Raw genomic sequence first — 21,129 nt, forward strand, 5'->3', positions numbered from 1 at the left:
AGAGTAAATTAGAACCGTGACGATTCTCCATGAAGACCGTCTTTTCCCCGCCAGCGCAGAAACTCGCAGCATTGCGCGCCGTCTTTACGATTCAATTGCCGGGCTGCCTATCATCAGCCCCCACGGCCACACGCAGGCGCGATGGTTCGCTGAGAATGAGCCTTTCCCGGACCCGGCGAAGCTCTTCATCCAGCCTGACCATTACGTCTACCGGATGCTCTACAGCCAGGGTGTCTCTCTGGAGGACCTCGGCGTCGGTCAGGAGACGATCCCCGACTCACGCAAGGTCTGGCGCATCTTTGCCGAGCACTACTATCTCTTCCGCGCCACGCCCACCCGCATGTGGCTCGACTATGCTTTTCAGGAGCTGTTCGGTTTAAGCCACCGGCTCTCCGCCAGGACCGCGGATCACTACTACGATGTCATCTCAGAAAAACTGTCGACGCCCGAGTTCCGTCCGCGCGCGCTCTACGAGCGCTTCAACCTGGAGGTGCTCGCCACCACGGATTCCCCGCTGGACTCGCTCTCCTGGCACGAAGCCGTCCGAGACTCCGGCTGGAAAGCCCGCATTCTGCCCACGTTCCGTCCTGACTCCGTGGTGGACGCCGGGTATGCAAACTTCCATCAGAATCTGGTCACCCTCGGCGAAGTAACTGGCGAAGATACCTCCTCCTGGACGGGGTATCTCAACGCCCTTCGCAAGTCGCGGCAGCGGTTCAAGCAGCTTGGCTGCACCGCCACCGATCACGGCCACCCCACAGCACAAACGGCCGACCTCTCTCCTGCTGAAGCCTCCGCTCTGTACGCTCGCGTTTTCTCCGGCAACGCAGACGATGCCGCGCATGAACTCTTCCGCGCGCAGATGCTTACCGAGATGGCGCGCATGAGCGTTGAAGACGGTCTGGTCATGCAGATTCACCCGGGCAGCTCGCGTAATCACAACCGCCTCGTTTATGAGCGTTTCGGTCGCGACACGGGCGCAGATATTCCCACGCCGACCAACTACGTCCATGCGCTCAAACCAATGCTCGACCGCTTCGGCAACGAACCAGGGCTTTCGATCATTCTCTTCACGCTCGACGAGTCAACGTACAGCCGAGAACTCGCCCCGCTGGCGGGCCACTATCCGTGCCTCAAGCTGGGGCCGCCCTGGTGGTTCCACGATAGTCCGGAGGGCATGATGCGCTTCCGGCAGCTTGTCACTGAGACCGCCGGCTTCTACAACACGGTGGGTTTCAACGACGACACGCGGGCGTTCCTCTCGATTCCTGCGCGTCACGACGTCGCACGCCGCATCGATGCGGCTTATCTCGCGGGACTGGTCGCTGACCATCGGCTCGACGAAGACGAAGCCTTCGAGGTGGCACGCGAACTCACCAGTGAACTTGTGCGCCGGGCCTACCGGCTCTAGCCTTGACAGAGGTTTGACCACCTAAGTAGAAACATTCCGACACCGATTTCCGCGCGCGAAGGAAGGCAGAAAACCTCAATGACACCAACCGGCCTTTCTTCGCAGCAGACCGGCTCCGGCGCCACCAGCGAACGCACCACGCACCTTCGCTGGACGGTCTGCGCCATGCTCTTCTGCGCGACCTCCATCAACTACATGGATCGCCAGGTGCTCGGCATCCTTGCCTCGACCCTGCAGCACAGCATCGGCTGGACAGAGGCCCAGTACGGTTACATCATCAGCGGCTTCCAGGTAGCCTATGCGCTCGGTCTGGTGCTGGCTGGCCGCATGGTCGACAAGCTCGGCTCCCGCATCGGATACGCCATCATCATGGGCCTCTGGAGCGCCGCGGCCATGGCTCATGCGCTCGCTCGCACCGCCCTTGGCTTCGGCATCGCACGCTTCTTTCTCGGGCTCGGTGAGTCCGGCAACTTCCCTGCCGCTATCAAAACAACCGCCGAGTGGTTTCCTCAGAGTGAGCGCTCTCTGGCCACGGGCATCTTTAACTCCGGCGCTAATGTCGGAGCTATTCTCGCTCCCGCCATCATCCCGTGGATCACGATCAAGTTTGGCTGGCAGGCGGCCTTTCTCACCACCGGCATCTTCAGCCTCACCTGGATAGCCTGGTGGGTCACGCACTATCGCAAGCCTGCGGACAGCCCCAAGATCAGCCAGAGTGAGCTTCATTACATCCAGAGCGAACCAATTTCGGTCGCAGCTACAATCCCCTGGAAAAAGCTGATCACCTACCGGCAGACCTGGGCCTTCTCCATTGCCAAGTTCCTGACCGATCCCATCTGGTGGTTTTATCTCTACTGGCTGCCCAAATTTTTCGATAGCCGCTTTCACCTCGGCCTCAGCCATCTGGGTCTGCCTCTCATCATCGTCTACAACATCTCTGCGGTAGGCAGCGTTGGCGGTGGATGGCTTCCGGCGCTGCTCAACCGCCGCGGTCTCACGATGCCTGGCGCACGATTCACGACGATGCTCTTTTGCGCCTGCATCATCACGCCTATTTTCTTCGCCAGCCGTACCCACTCTGAATGGATGGCCATCGGCCTTCTGAGCCTTGCTGCTGCTGCTCACCAGGGATGGTCGGCCAATCTTTTCACGACTGCTTCGGACATGTTCCCGCAGCGGGCCGTGGGCACGGTTGTAGGCATCGGCGGCATGGCCGGCTCTATCGGGGGCGTACTCTTTTCGCTCAGCGCGGGTTGGGTGCTGCAGCTGATGCACTCCTACGCTCCGCTTTTTGCCGTTTCTGCCAGCGCCTATCTGGTTGCGCTTCTGGTGCTGCGCACCATGGCCCCCGGGTTCAGGAAGATCGAAGATCCTCTTTAATTTTCAGGGCCATTGACGAGTTCGCACGGATGCGTCTATGGTCTTAGGTGGTCATACCACTTGCGCCGCATCTAACAGCAGTACGATAAACTCATGAGCCTCTATCTCAGCACCGGAACCCCGGAGACTGACCTCTCCTCTGCAGACCTCAGGGCTTTGCTTACTGAGGCCTTTGGAAAGATTGGCGAACGCAAGCGGGTGCTCGCCATCCCTCCCGACCAGACGCGCCTTCACTCCCGCGCTGGAGAACTCACCCAGATTGCCTACGACCACTTCGGCGATCGGCTCAAAGCTGTTCTGCCGGCTCTTGGCACTCACACTGCCATGTCGCCTTCGCAGCTTGACCGCATGTACGGCTCGATACCGCACGAGCTCTTTCATGCTCACAACTGGCGCACAGACATCACCACGCTCGGCACCCTGCCGCCTGAGTTCATTCACCAGCAGTCGGAGGGCAAGCTCAATTATGAATGGCCGGCGCAGGTCAACAAGCTCCTCGTCGAGGGCGGTTTTGATCTGATCCTTTCGATAGGCCAGGTCGTGCCTCATGAAGTCATCGGCATGGCCAATTACACCAAGAACATTCTCATCGGGACAGGCGGACGCGATGGCATTGATCGCAGCCATTATCTCGGCGCCGTGTATGGCATGGAGCGCATCATGGGGCGTGCGGAGAATCCTGTCCGCCATGTGCTCAACCATGCCGCTGAAAAGTTCCTCAACCATCTGCCGATCGTCTACGTACTCACTGTGGTTGGCCGCGCCGCCAATGGCCGTCTGGCCGTGCGCGGTCTCTTCATCGGCGACGATGTAGAGTGCTTCCTGCGCGCCTCTGAGCTCAGCCTCAAGGTCAACTTTCAGATGCTCGACCAGCCGCTCACCAAGGCAGTCGTCTACCTTGACCCGCTTGAGTTCAAGAGCACCTGGCTGGGCAACAAGGCCGTCTATCGCACCCGGATGGCACTGGCCGACAACGCCGAGCTCATCATCCTCGCCCCCGGCGTCAAGGAGTTTGGCGAAGACCCTGGGATTGACCGTCTCATTCGCCAATACGGCTACCACGGCACCCCCGCAACACTGGCTGCGGTTGAGCAGCATCCAGAGCTGGCCGCAGGTCTCGGCGCAGCTGCGCACCTGATCCATGGCTCGTCCGAGGGTCGTTTCAAGATCATCTATTGCCCCGGCCATCTGACCAGGGAAGAGATCGAGAGCGTCGGCTTTGCTTACGCGGATCTCAGCACCATGAGCAGTCGCTACGATCCGGCAAAGTTGCGCGACGGCTACAACACGGTGGATGGCGAAGACATCTTCTATATCTCAAATCCCGGCCTTGGCCTCTGGGCCTATCGGGGCAGGTTCGATTCTTAACAACTAATCAATGCGGAGGAAGCAATGAGCGGCAGTCTGCGGTTGGCAAAGTATTCGATCGGCGTTGGCGACAGATTCGCGCATCAGGCGAAGGCGCAGCTTCAGGCCTGCATCGAGGCGGGCAAGGCCGGCGTCGAGGTCATTCCCGTCTGGAACAAGTCCAACCGCGAGCACAATATCATCGGCTCAGAACCAGCAGCGACACGCGCCGCTGCCGATGCCGCCGTCAAGGCGCTTCACTGGACCAGGCCCTACCACTGCGATGCCGACCATATCAACCTCACCACCGTCGACCGCTTCCTCGCGCCATGTGACTTCTACACCATCGACGTAGCGGATGCTATCGGCACTCCTGCCGAGCCGTTGAATATCGATGCCTTCATCGCCGGTCATCCCGAACTGCACGAGCCGGTTAAAGTCGAGGGCATTGCCGAGCCGCTCAGCATCTCGGCTGGCTATTTGAGAAGCACGGCCGCAAAGTATCTTGCCGCCGTTGAGCAGGCCGGGCAGATTTACCGCAAGATCGAAGCGAGCAAGGGCGCAGGCGCCTTCATCACTGAGGTCTCCATGGACGAAACGGACAGTCCGCAGACGCCATCGGAGCTGCTCATCATCCTCGCCGCCATCGCCGACGAAAAGATTCCCATCCAGACCATTGCACCGAAGTTCACGGGACGCTTCAACAAGGGTGTCGATTACGTCGGCGATGTAGGGCAGTTCGAACGGGAATTCAGCCTCGACATTGCGGTGATTGCCTATGCAGTCAAGCACTACGGCTTGCCGGAGAATCTCAAGCTGAGCGTCCACTCCGGCAGCGACAAGTTCTCCATCTACAAGCCGATCCACGACACGCTCAAGAGAACTGGCGCCGGTGTTCACCTGAAGACCGCAGGCACTACCTGGCTGGAAGAGCTGATTGGTCTCGCCGAGTCAGGGGGTGAAGCCCTGGTCGTGGCTAAAGAGATCTACGCCGAAGCCTATGCTCACCGTGAAGAGCTCTGCGCACCTTACGCCACTGTCATCGACATTCATCCTGCGCAGCTGCCATCGCCTGAAGAAGTCAACGGCTGGTCTTCCGAACAGTACACTTCGGCGCTGCGTCACGATCCGCGCTCTGCCGCCTATAACAGCAGCTTCCGGCAGCTCCTTCATGTAGGATTCAAGGTCGCAGCGAAAATGGGCAACGCCTATCTCAACCTGCTCTCTGAGAATGAGCCGGTCATCGCGAAGAACGTAACCGACAATCTCTACACTCGACACATCGCGCCGGTCTTTCTCGGTCTGCCGGCCTTCACCAGGTAAGGAATGCAAAACATGCAATCGCTCATGAGTCTTGAAGGCAAAACGGCAGTCGTCATCGGTGGAACCTCCGGCATCGGCCGCGCACTCTCCTTAGGCCTCGCCGAGGCAGGCGCTGACGTTATCGCCACAGCCCGTCGCAAAGAGCAGGTCGATGAGACCGCCTCTGCGATTGAATCCATCGGCCGTCGCACCGCACGCATCACCTCCGACGTGGCAGACCGCGCCTCGCTCGAAGCGCTGCTGGCGCAGTCGCTGCAAACCTTTAATAAAGTGGACATCCTCATCAACTGCGCAGGCAAAATCAAGCGCGCACCCACGCTCACTTTTCCTGAAGATGTCTGGCAGGACATCCTCGACACCAACCTCACCGGCACCCTGCGCGCGTGCCAGATCTTCGGTAAGCACATGCTTGACCGTGGCTACGGCCGCATCATCAACATCGCCTCGCTCAATACTTTTGTCTCGCTGTCTGAGGTGGCGGCCTACGCGGCTAGCAAGGCCGGTGTAGCGGCGCTCACCCGCTCCCTTGCCGTCGAGTGGTCGCGCCACGGCGTCATCGTCAACGCCATCGCCCCCGGTGTCTTCCGCACCGCCCTCAACGCCGAGCTGCTCGACAGCACCCCTCGCGGCAAGGAGCTGCTGATGCGCACGCCCATGGGACGCTTTGGCAAGACCGAAGAAGTTGTGGGAGCCGCGGTCTATCTGGCCTCCGACGCCGCATCGTTTGTTACCGGCCAGGTGCTTACCGTTGACGGTGGATTCCTCGCGAGCGGCGTGAATCAATAGCCCCAACGAAAAAGCGGGATGACAGGGGGAAACCCCGTCATCCCGCTTTTTCTATTTGCCCTTCCGTTATTTGTCGAGCTGCATCTGGTAAGCCACGATCTGCTTGAGCGTAGCGTAGGGCACTGCATTGACCGGCAACCCTCGCCCGTTGATGAACAGCCACGGCGTCTGATTCACATCCAGACTCTGCGCCAGCTTCACCGAGCCTTCTACCGCAGCCTTGGTCTCAGGCGTCGCCGCACAGGCCGCCACCTTCGAGGGATCGGCACCGGCCTTGGTGACCGCGTCTGAGAGCGCCTGTTCGGCGCCCGTAGGCGTCAGGTTTGCCTGATTTTCAAAGGTAGCATCGGCATACTTGAAGAATGCGTCGTTGCCATTCAGCTTCGCTACGCAAGTGCCGAACGCTGCTGCCTTGAAGGCCTCAGGATGAATGCCTTCCAGGGGATAGTTCTGGAAAACAAAGTGAGCGTTGGGGAAATCCGTCAGCAGCCGAGCAATCGTCGGCTGCGCTTCCTTGCAGTGCGGGCACTGGAAATCCGCAAACTCGACCAGCTCCACATCCTTGCTCGCGCCTCCCTTGGATGGGCCATTGGCCTGAGCCTGCAGCATCTGCCGCGCTTCCTGGTAGGGATGCGCGCCAAAGGGCAGCACATCGTTTGAGATCAGATGCTGGCCGTCCGGCGTTACAAAAAACACCAGCGTGGCAACTTGCTGGGCATTCTGCTGCGATGCGACGTACACGACAACCTTGCTGATTCCCGGAGCCGGCGTCTTCTCGATGGCCTCCACCTGCCATACCCGCTGAGGATCGTATCCCCAGGATGCCTTCAGGAAAGCATCCACGACCTCTTTCGTTGGCTGTGCGGCTGTAAAGTTCTTGGGGTCGGGCGTCGGAAACTTCGGCGCAGCAGGCGCGGCGGGTGCGGGTGTACCCTGGGCAGGCGCAGCAGGCACGCTCTCCGTGGTGCTGGTGGCCTGGGCAAATGCGAGGGGAGCAGCAGCGCTGAGGAGCGCCACCGCAATTGTGCTGCGAAGAGTTACGCGAAAATCCATTGATATCCTTCCTGCCTTGGCAGTCTTTCTGACCTTCTATGCTATACCTCAACCTTGACAGCGATGGGAAAACGCCTGCCCATGCCGAAAGCCTTGGCCGTCACCTTCAAAACCGGCGCAGCCTGTTGCCGCTTATATTCGCTGCGCTCGATCAGCCTGACGACCTTCTGCACCAGCGCCAGGTCCACTCCCTGTTTCCCGGCAATCTCCTCAGGAGTTTCATACCGCTCTACATAAGCCTCGATAATCGGATCCATCACCTCATACGGCGGCAGCGAGTCGGTGTCTTTCTGTCCCGGCCGCAACTCGGCCGAGGGAGCCTTCTCGAGGATCGCCACCGGGATCAGTTCCCTGTCGCGATTCAGCCAGCGGCAAATTGAGTACACCCGCGTCTTCACCACATCCCCGATCACGGCCAGAGCACCCACCATGTCGCCGTAAAGCGTGCAATAGCCCGTCGACATCTCGCTCTTATTGCCCGTGGTCAGCACCAGTGCGTTGAATTTGTTGGACATCGCCATCAGCAGTGTGCCGCGTATGCGCGATTGGATATTCTCTTCCGTAATATCCGGCTTGAGCCCCGCAAACACCGGCGCAAGCGTGTGGTTGAAATCCTCGAAGAGCTCGCTGATCGGCAGCACTTCAAACTGCACGCCCAGCGTAGCCGCCAGGCGCCGGCTGTCGTCAATCGATCCCTGGGAGGAATAAGGACTCGGCATCCCCACGCAGGTCACATTCTCCGCACCCAGCGCATCCACAGCAATCGCCGCAACCAGCGCGGAATCAATCCCGCCACTCAGCCCGATCAGCGCTTTTGAGAATCCGCACTTCCTTACATAATCCCGGGTACCCAGCACCAGCGCGCGATAGGTCGCGTCGTCGCCCGCTTCGGGCAGCTCGCGCACGTCGCCGGTCAGCGCGCTTGTGTCCACCATCACCAGGTCTTCTTCAAACGATCTGGCCTGCGCCAGCACTTCGCCGTTCGGCCCCACCGCAAGGCTTGATCCGTCAAAGACCAGGCTGTCATTGCCTCCTACCTGGTTCACCATCAGCACGGGCTGCCGATGCCGCCGCGCAATCGCCGCAAGCATGCTGAGGCGCGTCTTGCGCTTGCCCACCCAATACGGCGAGGCGGAGATGTTCAGGATCACCGTCCCGCCGTAGTGCATCAGTTCCTCAACAGGGTCGACCCTGTACAGACGGTTCTTCCAGAAGCTCTTGTCATTCCATGCATCTTCGCAGATCGTCAGAGCGACCCGCTCGCCACCCAGGTCAAAGAGCTGCTGCCTGTCAGCCGCGGCGAAGTAACGCTGCTCGTCGAAGACGTCATAGAAAGGCAACAGCATCTTCGACTGCACGAATTCAATCCTGCCGTCGCGGAGCAGTGCCGCCGAGTTCATCACATGCTTGCCCGTTCCCTCGTGGGCTGGCGTTACGTAGCCGCAGATGACGGCGATTCCCAGCGACGCGGTAGCCGTTGCAATCTCCTCGACCGTCTCACGAGCACGAGCCACAAAGGAGGGCTTCTCCAGCAGGTCTGCAGGCGGATAGCCACACACCGCGAGTTCCGGGAACAGCGCCAGCTCCGCTCCACGCTCAGCGGCCTGCCGCGCATAGTCGATGATCTTTTTCTTGTTTCCGGCAAAGTCGCCGATGGTCGGGTTGATCTGTGCGAGCGCTATCTTCACTCCTTCAGTCTACCGAACCCGCTTCCATGTCAGCTGCGCCGTGACCATTCCCTTATCAGACTCGATTGGCGGCGTCTGCAGCACCAGCGTATCTTCCGTCAGGGAGTAAAAGCGGACCTGCGGCAGCCCCACCCAATTCGGGAAAAGGCTCACCTCGACATGATGGGTCACCGTGCCGCCCTCGACCGTGTAGCGGCCTGAGTAGGCAATGTAATCGCGCGTGCCCTTCACCTTGCGCGCTGCCGTCTTCAGCGCCGCGCGCCGGTTGATCGCCGGACTCAGGTTCCCGCTCATGTAGCCTTCAGCGGAGTAGAGCAGGTAGCCGAAAACCTCGTCCCCCCACGGCTTTTCAACCATGCCATCAGCATGAAGAAAGCAATACTCCACCAGCCGCCATGTTCCAATAAATAATTCCGCTCTCACTCTCTTCCCGAACCCGTTCCCTTAAAAATTAAATCCCTGCCACTCCACATTTTCTAATGGACAAGCAGGGAAAGCCGCCAAACGCGCAGCTCCTTTCAAACCTTCGGCAGCACCAGCGCATCCAGCTCCAGAAACTGCCGGATAATCTCGTCCTGCGACTCTTTCATTTCCTGCATTGTGCCGAAGAAATGCGCCTTTGCCTGGTGCAGAAACAGCACTCTGTCCGCCAGCCGCTCCGCAAACCTCATATCGTGCGTCACCACAATGCTCGTCAGCTTCAACTGCTTCTTCAACTTCTGGATCAGGTCGCCCAGCAGATGCGAAATCAGCGGGTCGACCATGGTGGTCGGCTCATCGTAGAGAATCGCCTCCGGCTGGGCCGACAGCGCCCGCGCAATCGCCACGGAGCGCTTCATGCCCACCGGCAGATCAGACGGCAGCAGGTCAGCCGTATCGGCCACTCCCACCATCTCCAGCAGCCCGGAGACGATCTGCTGAATCTGATCATCGAGCAACTCCTTCCGCTCCCGCAGCGGAAACGCTACATTCTCCCCCACCGTCAGCGAATCGAAGAGCGCCCCATTCTGGAAGACCATCGTGACCTTCCGCCGCAGCACCTGCATCTGCGCCTCTGTGTAGCCGCAGATATCCTCGTCCGCAACAATAATCTTGCCCGAATCCGGCTTCAGGAAGCCCATAATCTGCTGCAGCGAAACCGACTTGCCGACGCCGCTGCGCCCCAGGATACAAAGCGTCTCCCCGGGATAAACAAAGAAACTCACATCGTCAAGCACGCACAGGTCGCCGAAGCTTTTGCGCACATGCTCAAAAGCGATATAGGGTTTGCGCTCGTCGCTGGGCGCCTCCCGGTTGATCTCGATCGTCTCAGGAACGCTGCTCAACCGTCTCGCTCTCCTGTTTCAGCTTAATGGATGCTGCTGCAAGCCGCCCCGCTACAAACCTCACCGCTTCATCTGGTAGGTAGTCAGGCGGTGTGACATCAAAAACAGGCTTGCCCTCGATCAGCTTCGCCGAGACGCCCTTCCATTGCGGAGCTAGACCGCCGCCATGCACCAGCAGCGCATCCGCCCGATCCAGAAAGAGCCGGGCGGACTCCTTGAAGTCCGCCGTCCCTGCATCCAGAACCGAGAGATAGAGGTCGGGCTTCAGAAAGCGCAGGATACTGTTCGATTCGATAATCGCGTTCTCCGCCTGCTGCAGCTCGCGACGAATCCGAGGCATCGCCTCGGCCAGCATTCCTGTCCGCGTCCTCACCCATAGCGAACGCGCTGCGCCCGCCGCGAGATACCGGCTGCTGTCCGTTCCGCTTGCTGCATCGCGCTCCTGGCTCACCGCCATGGTGTGGTCGTCCGTCTGGCAGTCGCATGGCGCGCCGTCCGCCGTGCAGAATCCGTGCCCGTACTGCGTGATCTTGAAGGCTGTCCAGTGGTATTCCGGCAGACGCGCAATCAGCCCCGCTACGACGGAGGTCTTCCCGATATTGCGCGAGTGACCGCCAACCACGACTATCGCCATCCTATTCCTCGCTCTGCTTCTTTTTGCCCAGCCGCCCGATCATCGCCAGCTCGCGCAGATACTGCTTCAGCGGCTTGGCCGGGACGCCCCAGAACACCATACCCGGCCCGCGCAGGTTCTTGTGCGGCAGCACTCCCGCGCTCGACCCGAGGATCACGCCCGGGCCAATCTCCACGTGATCGCCCATCCCCACCTGTCCACCGATCACCGCGCCCTCGCCAATGACGCATGACCCTGAGATGCCGGTCTGCGCGGCAATGACCACATTGCGGCCAACGCGAACGTTATGCCCCAGGTGCACCTGGTTGTCGATCTTCACCCCACGGCCAATGCGCGTCTCCTCCAGCGCCCCCCGGTCGATGGTGGTGTTGGCGCCAATCTCTACATCGTCCTCGATCACCAGCCGCCCCTGCTGCGGAAACTGCGTATACTCCCCCGTCGCCGCATCGCGCACGTAGCCGAAGCCGTCGGCGCCAAGTACAGCCCCTGCATGCACAGTCACCCTGTCCCCAAGCACGGCCCCGGCATAAATCACCACCCGGGGATGGATATGACAGCGTTCGCCCACGGCCACGCCTTCTCCAATCACCGCGCCGCTGCCGATCACCGTTCCCGCGCCTACCCGGACGCCGCTCTCGATCACCGCGCAGGCTGCGACGGAGACGTTTTCGCCGAGCACTGCGCCGGGCGCAATCACCGCCGCCGGATGAACTCCGGTCGCGGGCCGCTCGACCGCCAGCAGGCTTGCTGCCCGCGCAAATGCCAGCTTGGGATTTCTGGTGATCAAGAGAGTCTTCGGAGTGGCTGACTGCTCAGCGAGCGCCGGGGAAACAATGACCGCCCCAGCACGCGACTCGAGGGCCGGCTGAAGCGCCGCAGCGTCTCCCGCGAAGACAATCGATTCGGGCCCAGCGCCCGCCGCGCCATCCACCCTCACCACCGGCGCATCCGCGCCGCGCAGTTCCGCTCCCAACTTGTGTGCAAGTTCACTCAGCAGCATCATGGCGCTTTCAGTCTAACTTCCGTTACTGCAGTTATGCTGAATTTCCAGCAGGAGAAGTCCGGCCACGGTGGCTCAACTGTAGACCGGCGGCTCGCCCTCGGGACGGGTCTTCCACCGCCGGTGCACCCACAGCCACTGGCTGGGATACTTCCGGATGTAACTCTCGATTGCCGCCGTGAACCGCGCCGTATTGGTCACAGCATCGGCCTCAGCGTCGCCGGTATTCGCCAGCTCGACTCGCTCGCCGAAGTGCAGGACATATTTCTTCTCCGTCTCTTCCCAGAGCAGAAATCCCGGCAGAACCGCCGCTCCTGTCTTTTGCGCCACCCGCGCCAGCCCGGAGGCTGTGCAGGCAGGCCTGCCGAAGAACGGCACAAACACTCCCTGAGGCGGCGTCATGTTCGTATCCATCAGGATGCCTACCGATTCCCCGCGCCGCATGGCGGCAATCAATCCCCGCGCGAAATCGTCCTTATGCAGCACCCGGTTCCCATGGAGACAGCGAATGCTGTTCACGAAGCGGTCCACCCGCGCATTGTCCAACCTTCGGATCACCATGCTCATCGGGTATCCCATCAGCGAGTGGTAAAAGCTTGAAAGCTCCCACGCACCCAAGTGGCCGGTAATGATGAGCACCCCCCGGCCCTCCTCGCGGGCGGCCAGGTAGTTCTCCAGACCCTCATAACGGATGAATTTCTGCGTGCTATCCGGCGTATAGCGCCTCATCAGGCAGAACTCAGCCAGCAGCCAGCCGAGACTTCGATAGAGTTCCCGCAGCAGGCGGATTCGCTCGGCTGCCGTCATCTCCGGCCACGCCAGCGTAAGGTTGCGCTCGCCAACTCTCCGCAGGCGCGGCAGCGCGACATAAGCTACCCGGCCAATCCCTGCCCCAACTCTTCGCGCCAATGGCCGCGGCAGCAGTCCAAGACCGCGCACCAGCAACCAGACAAACCAATACTCCAGCTTTTCCCGCATCGTTTAACTGCATCAGTGTAAATTGCCCAAGGCGCGGCAAAAGAAATGCGGCCCGGCAATTCAGCCGGGCCGCGCTTCCTGTATTGCTGAGCTACGTTACTTCTGGGTGCTCATGAAGTACTTGGCAACCGTGCGAACAAAGGGCCGTGCTGCCGGAGGCGGCATCACATTTCCCTTCAGAATCTGCTCGAACGTGTGCGGTGCGCCATAGAACGTGGTCGTATCGTCTTCATTCTGGGTAACCGCTACGCCGCTGAGGTCGACACCGGCAAAGAGACCCTTGCTGCGCGAATAAGACAGCAACTCAGAGTTCAGCTTCCAGTCAGTGGAAGCGCTCGAGGAGCGACCAACCGGGCCTGCTGCTGCTGCCACGTTGCCGCCAATCTTGAACTTGCTCTGCAGAAGATCCTGCATACCCTTCTGGTTCATCGCCACCAGGACCAGATCCGTACCGGAGCCGCCGATCTGGAAGCCGAACGAACCACCCGTCATCTTGATGAATGCCGGTCCACTCCATCCGTGGCCCGTGCGGCAGGTCACGACGCCCTGTCCATACTCCCCACCCACGATGAATGCCGCCTTCTTGAGGCCCGGCACCACTGCCACGCAAGTAGCCTGCTGCATGATGTTGTTGGGAATCGCCTGATCTGGCGTCTTCATAATCGCGTCTAACGTGGCCTTTGCCGCATCCAGACGGTTAGAAATGTCTGTCTTGACATCCGCCGCAAACACCGGCATCGACAATCCTGCTGCGCACAATAAGGCTAAGAATTTTTTCATGGTTCTCCTGGTCGTACATGTCTTCAACGAAAGTTCAGAAAAGGTAGCAGACTTCCTCTCCCACCCTTTCCGCAGTTAAGCGAAGCTTATCTTCATCTTCGCATTGACTCGTTGTCAAACAATGAGATGCAGGAATTATCGGAAGGGTTGAAACGCCGTTTCCGGACAAAAAAATGGGGGCTATGGTTAGCAGTTGCCTGCGGTTCCTCTAGCCCCGTTCCCCAGATCTGCGTTGTTGCTGATTACTTTCTACCCTTTTAGTTACCATGGCGCAAGGTTACTAATGTCTATGACCTAAAGGTAAAAATGTGCCAGATTCATCCAGTTGGCCCCTTATGTGCCCATCGCGCCAACTGCATCGTCAGCGCCGTGCGATTTTCCACTCCGGCCTTGCGCATCAGCTTTGCCATGTGCGCTTTTACCGTTCGCTCTTCGATGCCGAGTTTTTTGGCTATCTCGCGGTTGCTGCGCGCCGCGGCCAACAGCCGCACCACTTCCTGTTCACGCTGGGTAAGCGGCGGCCGTGTCGGAGGATAGGTATCTCCCCGTACGGACAAGGCCTGCTCAATTACATGGGCGAGCACCTTGCGCGGAGCCCAGATCGACCCGCTCATCATCACTTCGATGCACTGCATCAGCTGATCAGGACTGGCCGACTCGCCCAGAAATCCCTTTGCTCCCGCGGAGATGGCGCGGATCATCGTCTCTTCGCTCGTCTCCGCGCACATTGCGATGACCTTGAGCTCGGGACGCCGGATGCGAATCTCCCGCAACTGGCGGAAGGCTTCCATCCTATCCACCATGCACAGCAGCAACAGGGCCAGGGATTTGTCCTCTACGCCTTCCCTCAGGCCTACTGGAACCGCTTCGATCCACGGAACTCCGTCGAGCACAGCGCAAAGCCCCACCAGGCGTATGGGTTCCTGCAACAGCAGGCCCATTCTTGTCCGTTCCTGGCTCCGCTCTTGGCCCGTGGTATTCATCTCATAGCTTGGGCAATACGATGCCCTGTTGCTTCTGGTATTTGCCTCGACGGTCTGCATAACTTACCTCGCAGACCTCATCGGACTGGAAAAAGAGAATCTGACAGAGCCCTTCGTTCGCATAAACGCGTGCTGGCAGCGGAGTTGTGTTGGAGATCTCCAGTGTTACGAATCCCTCCCACTCCGGCTCAAACGGCGTGACGTTTACGATAATGCCACATCGCGCATAGGTTGATTTGCCCACGCAAATGGTCAGGACGTCGCGCGGAATCCTAAAGTACTCCACCGATCGCGCCAGCGCGAAGGAGTTCGGCGGCACGATCACCGATTCCGCCTGCACCGTCACAAACGAGCGCTCATCAAAGTTTTTCGGGTCGATGATGGCGCTATTGACGTTAGTAAAGATCTTGAACTCATCGGAAACCCTGAGATCGTATCCATAAGAAGAGAGACCGTAGGAGACGACTCCCTCTTTTACCTGCTTCTCGCTGAAGGGGGAGATCATCCCGTTCTTCAGTGCCTGCTCTCTAATCCAACGATCACTCTTAATTGACATCTGTCTATGTCCCGCTGATTCTTTCCTGAAAAGAAATTTACTCCTTCCAGAAATTTGTAGTGTGGAATCTGCATCTTACAAAGCGCTGTCTACGTTGACAACGGATCACTCACAGCTTAGCATTCAAAGCAGTCCTGCTAACTGCATGTAAAAAATCAGCTTAGGGGGTTAAGGCTTTGATTAAACAGGATATTATTCACCACGTCATCGAGCGCACCGGGCTCCCGCGCAACAAGGCGGAGGCAGCCGTCGATACTGTGTTTGAAGGCCTGAAGAAAGCTCTTGCCCAGGGCGACCGTATTGAGTTACGCGGCTTTGGCGTCTTCAATGTACGTCCGCGCAAGACTGGCATCGGCCGCAATCCCCGCACCGGAACCGAAGTCAATATTCTTCCGGGCAAGGCTGTCCGCTTCAAGCCAGGCAAAGAACTTCACCTGCTGGACTAATAAAATTTAGCGCTCACAGCGGTCAGGTAGCTCTCAGCACCTGACCGTTCGTTACATCAGGCTCACAGCATCCACATCCACAATCAGGTTCCTGCGTGGAATCCCTATCGCCTCGGCATGGGCGAGTGCGGCACGCAGTGTCCGGCTCAGGCTCTGTCTCTGCTCCGCCTTCAGGATCAGGTGGAAGCGATAGATTCGCTTGATCTTCGAGATGGGCGCAGCCGCAGGCCCCAGCACCCTTATCCGGTCAAGAGGGGTCGCGGCGAACCACTTCCCCAGCGCTGCAGCCCAACCGGCAGCCTCTTCGAGATGCGGGCTCTGAATCAGCACATTCGCCAGCGAGCCAAATGGAGGGTAGTGGGTCCAGCGGCGCATCTTCATCTCCCGCGCCACAAAGGCGTGGAAGTCATGCTTGGCGGCGGTCTGAATTGCGTAGTGGTCCTGGTGATAGGTCTGCACCAGCACCCGGCCCGGCAGGTTGCCTCTGCCCGCGCGGCCTGACACCTGCGTCAGCAGCTGAAATACCCGCTCTGCCGCGCGAAAATCCGGCAGCCCCAGTGCATGGTCAGCGCCCACCACTCCTACCAGCGTGACCCCGTGTATGTCGTGGCCCTTGGCGATCATCTGCGTGCCGACCAGCAGGTTGATCTCTCCAGAATGGAGCCTCATCAGCAGCCGTTCCATATCATGCCGCCCGCGAACCGTGTCGCGATCCATACGCCCGATGCGGGCGCCGGGGAATATCTCCTGCAGCCGCTCCTCGCCCTGTTGCGAGCCGGCGCCGAGGTAGTAGAGGTGCTCGCTCTCGCAATTGGGGCAAATCTTGGGAACGGTGCGCTTGTAGCCGCAATAGTGGCACTCCAGCCGCTGCCCAACATGCGCACGGTCGTCTTCGCTGATCGAGGGCTTGTGGTATGTCAGCGAAATCGCGCAATTCTCGCACTGCAGCTTTTCGCCGCAGGCGCGGCACAGCACCACGAAGGAATAGCCGCGCCGGTTGAGCAGGATAATCGCCTGCTCTCCACGGTCGAGCGTCTGCTGCGTCTGCTCGATCAGCGCGCGCGCAAAGAGCTGCTCCTGCCCCGTCTCCTGGAATTCGCGGCGCATGTCCACCAACTCCACTTCCGGGAGGGGGCGATTGTTCACCCGCTGGTGCAGCTCGATGCGCGCATATTTGCCCGTCTCCGAGTTGTGCCAGCTCTCGAGCGACGGCGTTGCGGAGCCGAGCACCACCGTTGCCGCACAGAACTTTGCCCGCATTACCGCCACGTCGCGCGCATGGTAGCGCGGCATCTCCTCCTGTTTGTAGCTGGAGTCGTGCTCTTCATCGACGACAATCAGGCCCAGCTTCGTGACCGGCGCAAAGATCGCCGACCGGGTTCCGACCACGATCCGCGCCTCGCCTCTGCGGATACGATGCCACTGCTCGGCGCGCTCCTCCGGCGTCAGGGCCGAGTGCAGCAGCGCCACCTCCGGGCCAAACTCCGCATGCAGCTGCGCCGCCATTGCCGGGGTGAGGCCGATCTCAGGCACCAGCAGAATGGCCGACTGGCCCCAATCGAGCGCATGGCGCATCGCTGCCAGGTAAACCGCGGTCTTGCCCGAGCCCGTGACACCGTGCAGCAGCAGCGGCCTGAACTCGCCGGTTACGACCGCTGAAGTAATGGAATCAAAAGCAGCCTGCTGCGCCACGTTCAGGGTATGCTTGCCGCGCCCGCCCTGGCCCAGACCCGTCAGGTGAAATTCGGCGGCCCGCTCCTCGATGCGCACCAGTTCCCTCTTGACCAGCGTTCCGAGGGTTGAGTCCGGCAGCTCCAGCCGCTTCAGCTCCGCGACAGGCAGCTCGCCGTTCGCCCCCGCCAGCTCCGCCAGGATCGTCTGCTGATTTTCATTGAGTTTCGGCAGACGCGTTTCGGGAACGAGCACTGCCCAGCGCACCAGCCGTCGCGCATCCCGCGATTCGGCCTCTGTCTCCCGCGCCAGCCATTTCTTGCGAACCATGCCCGTCAGCAGCTCTCGGGTGGCCGCGGCCGACCGGCGCAGCGCGGCAAAGGTTGCGGCTTCGCCATCTTCCAGCCGGTTGAGGATCGCGTATTCCGCATCCTGGTCTTCAGGGGATTTCCGCGAGCGACGCGACGAGCCCTTTACCGCTCCGTCGTAGAGAGCCTGCCGGCCAGCTTCGGTGATGCGATAAAGAACGCGCTGCCGCACCTCCGCCATAAGCGGCAGCATTGTGCGCAGCACCTCGCCGAGCGGCGCGAGGTAGTAGCTCGCAATCCACACGGCGAGCTTCATTAACTCGTCTGAAATGATGGGCTCACGATCGAGAAGCGCGAGCAGCGGCTTGGTTTCGAAGGTAGGCGCTTCTTCATAGACGCGCGTCACCACACCTGCCATTTTTTCACTGCGAAAGGGCACCAGGACGCGGGAGCCGGCAGACGGCGCTTCACCGTTGACCGCGTAGGTAAAGACGCGATCAAGGGGTACCGGAAGCGCTACATCGCAATAACCGCTCATACCTCACCTGAGACTAACAAAAGGCGCAACCTTGCTGCGCCCTTCCGGGTCTAAGGGATATAGTTCCCCCCCGGCTCAACCAGATGATTCACTTTCCCAAGCTGCAGCGGCAGCCCGAACTCGATGCACTGCGCGGCCTCTTCCTCGTCTGGATGACGCTGACCCATCTGCCGACGCGTTTCAGCGACATTGTGAACCAGCCGATCGGCTTTGTAACGTCGGCAGAGGGCTTCGTGTTCATGTCGGCGCTGCTGGTCAGCCGCATCTATATCCGCAAGGCGCATGAGGACAGAGACGGCCTGCGTGCGCATCTGTGGAAGCGCGCGCTCAAGATCTACGGCTATCACCTGCTCCTGCTGACGCTCGCCTTCACGGTCGTTGCCGGATATGCGGTCACTACCCATCGCGCGGCTATCTACAACCTGCTTAACTTCTACATCGCGCATCCGGTCGTTGCCATTCTGGGGTCACTGCTGCTGCTCTACTGCCCGCCGCTGCTGGACATTCTGCCGATGTATGTCATCTTCCTTGCAGGCACGCCATTTGTGCTGTCAGTGGCGATCCGGTGGAGCTGGAATCGCGTGCTGGCCCTCAGCGGGCTCGTCTGGCTGCTGGCCCAGTTCGGGTTGCGCGACGTGGTGCACAACGTCGTGGTGCGCGCTACGCATCTACCCATTCCGCTGCAGGAAACGGGCGCCTTCGATCTCTTTGCCTGGCAGGGTGTGTGGATCGCCGGACTATGGCTGGGCGCGCGTTCGGCAGAAGGAACCTTGCCGCTCAAGCTCGTTCCCCGCTGGGCGGTGGCGCTCTCAGCCGCGGCCTGTGTCTTCTTCATCGGCGTGCGCTACGGATGGCTTGGAACGCAGCTTACGGAGCAGGCGCTGGCCATCCAGGTGGACAAGTGGCACATCGGCCCGTTGCGCGTGCTCAATCTTGTCGCGTTCACGATTGTGTTCTATCGACTGCGCAAATATGTAGTGAAAATGGTGGCGCGGGAGCCTTTTCTGACGCTGGGGAAGGCTTCGCTGCAGGTTTTCTGCGCGCACCTTTTCTTTGTTTTTTTCGGGCTGGCGCTGCTCTATAACGACATTCCGGAGCTACATGGAATGCATGCGCTGGGGCTGCTGATCGTCACATTTGTGGGGCTGCTGCTGGTCGCGGCACAGGTGGTGCGGAGCAAAAAACTGGCGAAGCAAAAGGCCACTCTTAAAGCCGAAAAATTGGAGCAAAAAAGGGTCGAAATGACCAATTCCGAGCTCAAAATCATCGCCGAACGATAATAATTATCACCTGATAATCATTATCGCCCGGCGGATGGTTTCAGCTACTTCTTCCAGGCCTGCTGGAGGAAGAGGTAGCGGTCGCGATGACGGTTAGGACGTGCTCCCGGCTCGGGGCTGAGGTGCATGACCTGCCAGTCGCCCTGGGAGTTGTACTGCGGCCAGTCGGGCGCCCCTGCGCCGTTGGGGTTGCCGGTCTTGGCGAAGTTGGTCCAGTAGGTCTGCATGAGGTCGGAGAGCTTGTAGTCCTCCGGCCGCCACTTGGCGTCCTTGCGGGAGTCGAGGGTGCCGAAGACGTACTCTATGTCATCCGAGTGGAAGGCGCCCATCTCCGGGGAATGGAAAAAGTCTCCGGGAGATGGCAGATCGAAGCGGTAGCGGTAGACGGGTGAAGCGCCGTTGTTGACCTGCGCCTCGAGCCATGCCCAGGTGGAGAAGGCGATGAAGCGGTCGCCTGCGAAATCCTCCTCGACGCGCATCAGGTCTTCCTGCTGGTTGACTGCATAGGCGTGCAGAAAGTCGACGGAGCGGGGACCGAAGTCCTTTTCAGCCTGCTCCCGCATGCTTTCCGAGGTTGGCTTGACCTTCGCCATGGAAACGGAGGCCTTCTGCTCATCCATGTTCCAACCGGCGAGCAGAGGGACATGGGCCTGCTTGCCTGCGGCGTAAATCTCCTCCGGAGACTGCGGCAGAAACTGGCCGTCGATGTTGGGCCAGAAGAGGCGGAAGCCATCTGCGCGGCCACGGCCTGCCATCTTCATCAACTCCTCGGCAGGGATGGCGCGAAGGTCGGCCAGGCTGGCCTTGCCAATCTCCTTGCGGGCGAAGTTTTCATCCTGCTGCTCGCTGACGTCGAGGGAGGAAAACGATGAGCCGATATTGCCCAGCGCGCCGCCGCTCTCACCCATGGCGCGTGCGAAGAGACCCTGCGCCATCGGAGAGGCCATCTGCGCGCTGACGGAGATCGATCCGGCGGATTCGCCGAAGATGGTCACCTTGGAGGGATCGCCGCCGAATGCGGCGATGTTCTTCTTTACCCACTGGAGTGCGGCCACCTGGTCCATGAGGCCATAGTTGCCGGCGGCGTGGTGCGAGGACTCTGACGCCAGCTCCGGCAGCGCGAAGAAGCCGAAGATGCCGAGCCGATAATTCATAGATACGACAATGACGCCCTTGTGCGCGAGATGCTCACCATCCTGCCGCGCCTCAGAGGTGCCGCCGCCAGCGAAGCCGCCGCCGTAGATCCAGACCATCACGGGAAGCTTGGCCTTCTTGTCTTTCGCAGGTGTCCAGACATTGAGCGTGAGGCAGTCTTCGCTGGGGCCGGGATCGTGGAAGATCATGTCGGGAAAGACCAGCGGCTGCATGCAGTGAGAGCCGAAACTGGTGGCCTGACGGACGCCATGCCACTTCGCTGCCGGTTGCGGCGGCTTCCAGCGCAGCGGTCCGACGGGTGGCGCGGCAAAGGGTACACCGAGGAAGTCGCGCACCTGACCGTCGGAGGAGAGCTTGCCCTCAAGCTTGCCGGTGGCTGTCTTGACGCGAAGCTGATCGCCTGCATGCGCGCTGAGGGTGAGAGAGAGTGCCGCGATTACTGCTGCAGACAACCGATAACGGCTGAAAAAACTCATCGTGATATCGC

Annotated in this window: 19 protein-coding genes; 7 read left to right on the top strand and 12 right to left on the bottom strand. The window is 60.1% G+C overall.

The features are described from left to right. Positions 1-22 precede the first annotated feature (22 nt). The 5 genes from uxaC (at position 23) to C7378_RS07010 (ending at position 6,247) form a co-directional block, all read left to right on the top strand. A complete protein-coding gene (uxaC, locus tag C7378_RS06990; RefSeq protein WP_131995560.1) occupies positions 23-1,411 on the top strand; it encodes a glucuronate isomerase in 1,389 nt (462 codons plus the stop codon). A gap of 78 nt (positions 1,412-1,489) precedes the next feature. Further along, positions 1,490-2,791: an MFS transporter gene (locus C7378_RS06995; protein WP_131993912.1), complete on the top strand. Its 1,302-nt coding sequence runs from the start codon at positions 1,490-1,492 to the stop codon at positions 2,789-2,791. A gap of 93 nt (positions 2,792-2,884) precedes the next feature. After that, positions 2,885-4,159 (top strand): nickel-dependent putative hexonate epimerase, encoded by a 1,275-nt coding sequence (locus tag C7378_RS07000; protein WP_131993915.1) that lies wholly within the window; start codon positions 2,885-2,887, stop codon positions 4,157-4,159. A 24-nt stretch (positions 4,160-4,183) separates the two neighbouring features. Next, positions 4,184-5,461 carry a tagaturonate epimerase family protein gene (locus tag C7378_RS07005; RefSeq protein WP_131993918.1) on the top strand — a complete coding sequence of 426 codons (1,278 nt, stop codon included), beginning with the start codon at positions 4,184-4,186 and terminating at the stop codon, positions 5,459-5,461. Between the two features lie 12 nt (positions 5,462-5,473). After that, entirely contained in the window at positions 5,474-6,247 is a 774-nt protein-coding gene (locus C7378_RS07010; RefSeq protein ID WP_131993921.1) for an SDR family NAD(P)-dependent oxidoreductase, read from the top strand. Between the two features lie 66 nt (positions 6,248-6,313). Here C7378_RS07010 and C7378_RS07015 read toward each other — a convergent pair whose 3' ends face one another. From C7378_RS07015 to dcd, 10 genes are all read right to left on the bottom strand, one after another. Next, positions 6,314-7,300: a thioredoxin domain-containing protein gene (locus C7378_RS07015; protein WP_131993924.1), complete on the bottom strand. Its 987-nt coding sequence runs from the start codon at positions 7,298-7,300 to the stop codon at positions 6,314-6,316. A 41-nt stretch (positions 7,301-7,341) separates the two neighbouring features. Next, the gene (locus C7378_RS07020; RefSeq protein ID WP_131993926.1) at positions 7,342-8,988 is read right to left on the bottom strand and encodes an NAD+ synthase; all 1,647 of its coding nucleotides are present in this window, start codon (positions 8,986-8,988) and stop codon (positions 7,342-7,344) included. Positions 8,989-8,997: 9 nt separating this feature from the next. After that, entirely contained in the window at positions 8,998-9,411 is a 414-nt protein-coding gene (locus C7378_RS07025) for a lipocalin-like domain-containing protein (protein WP_131993929.1), read from the bottom strand. A 95-nt stretch (positions 9,412-9,506) separates the two neighbouring features. Beyond that, positions 9,507-10,313: an ABC transporter ATP-binding protein gene (locus C7378_RS07030; protein ID WP_243648118.1), complete on the bottom strand. Its 807-nt coding sequence runs from the start codon at positions 10,311-10,313 to the stop codon at positions 9,507-9,509. Next, positions 10,297-10,947, bottom strand: a complete 651-nt coding sequence (locus C7378_RS07035; protein WP_131993932.1) for a hypothetical protein — start codon at positions 10,945-10,947, stop codon at positions 10,297-10,299. Before C7378_RS07035 ends, C7378_RS07030 begins: the two co-directional genes overlap by 17 nt. A gap of 1 nt (position 10,948) precedes the next feature. Beyond that, positions 10,949-11,950 carry a UDP-3-O-(3-hydroxymyristoyl)glucosamine N-acyltransferase gene (gene lpxD, locus C7378_RS07040; protein WP_243648119.1) on the bottom strand — a complete coding sequence of 334 codons (1,002 nt, stop codon included), beginning with the start codon at positions 11,948-11,950 and terminating at the stop codon, positions 10,949-10,951. A 72-nt stretch (positions 11,951-12,022) separates the two neighbouring features. Next, positions 12,023-12,925 (bottom strand): lysophospholipid acyltransferase family protein, encoded by a 903-nt coding sequence (locus C7378_RS07045; protein ID WP_131993935.1) that lies wholly within the window; start codon positions 12,923-12,925, stop codon positions 12,023-12,025. Positions 12,926-13,021: 96 nt separating this feature from the next. Then, on the bottom strand, positions 13,022-13,705 hold the full coding sequence (locus C7378_RS07050) for a lipid-binding SYLF domain-containing protein (RefSeq protein WP_131993938.1): 684 nt from the start codon (positions 13,703-13,705) through the stop codon (positions 13,022-13,024). Between the two features lie 317 nt (positions 13,706-14,022). Further along, entirely contained in the window at positions 14,023-14,646 is a 624-nt protein-coding gene (locus tag C7378_RS07055) for a LuxR C-terminal-related transcriptional regulator (protein ID WP_165876695.1), read from the bottom strand. Positions 14,647-14,689: 43 nt separating this feature from the next. Continuing rightward, a complete protein-coding gene (gene dcd / locus C7378_RS07060; protein WP_131993944.1) occupies positions 14,690-15,244 on the bottom strand; it encodes a dCTP deaminase in 555 nt (184 codons plus the stop codon). Positions 15,245-15,420: 176 nt separating this feature from the next. Here dcd and C7378_RS07065 point away from each other — a divergent pair, with 176 nt between their 5' ends. Then, the gene (locus C7378_RS07065; protein ID WP_131993947.1) at positions 15,421-15,690 is read left to right on the top strand and encodes an HU family DNA-binding protein; all 270 of its coding nucleotides are present in this window, start codon (positions 15,421-15,423) and stop codon (positions 15,688-15,690) included. A 51-nt stretch (positions 15,691-15,741) separates the two neighbouring features. On the opposite strand, the gene priA is transcribed toward C7378_RS07065, so the two are convergent. Next, positions 15,742-18,207, bottom strand: a complete 2,466-nt coding sequence (priA, locus tag C7378_RS07070) for a replication restart helicase PriA (protein WP_131993950.1) — start codon at positions 18,205-18,207, stop codon at positions 15,742-15,744. Between the two features lie 83 nt (positions 18,208-18,290). Between priA and opgC the strand changes: the two genes are divergently transcribed. Then, positions 18,291-19,487: an OpgC domain-containing protein gene (gene opgC / locus C7378_RS07075; protein ID WP_131993954.1), complete on the top strand. Its 1,197-nt coding sequence runs from the start codon at positions 18,291-18,293 to the stop codon at positions 19,485-19,487. A gap of 44 nt (positions 19,488-19,531) precedes the next feature. Here the strand turns inward: opgC and C7378_RS07080 are convergent, their stop codons facing one another. Next, on the bottom strand, positions 19,532-21,118 hold the full coding sequence (locus C7378_RS07080) for a carboxylesterase/lipase family protein (RefSeq protein WP_131993957.1): 1,587 nt from the start codon (positions 21,116-21,118) through the stop codon (positions 19,532-19,534). Positions 21,119-21,129 lie beyond the last annotated feature (11 nt).

Source organism: Acidipila rosea (assembly GCF_004339725.1).
In the GTDB taxonomy this organism is placed as follows: Bacteria; Acidobacteriota; Terriglobia; order Terriglobales; family Acidobacteriaceae; genus Acidipila; species Acidipila rosea.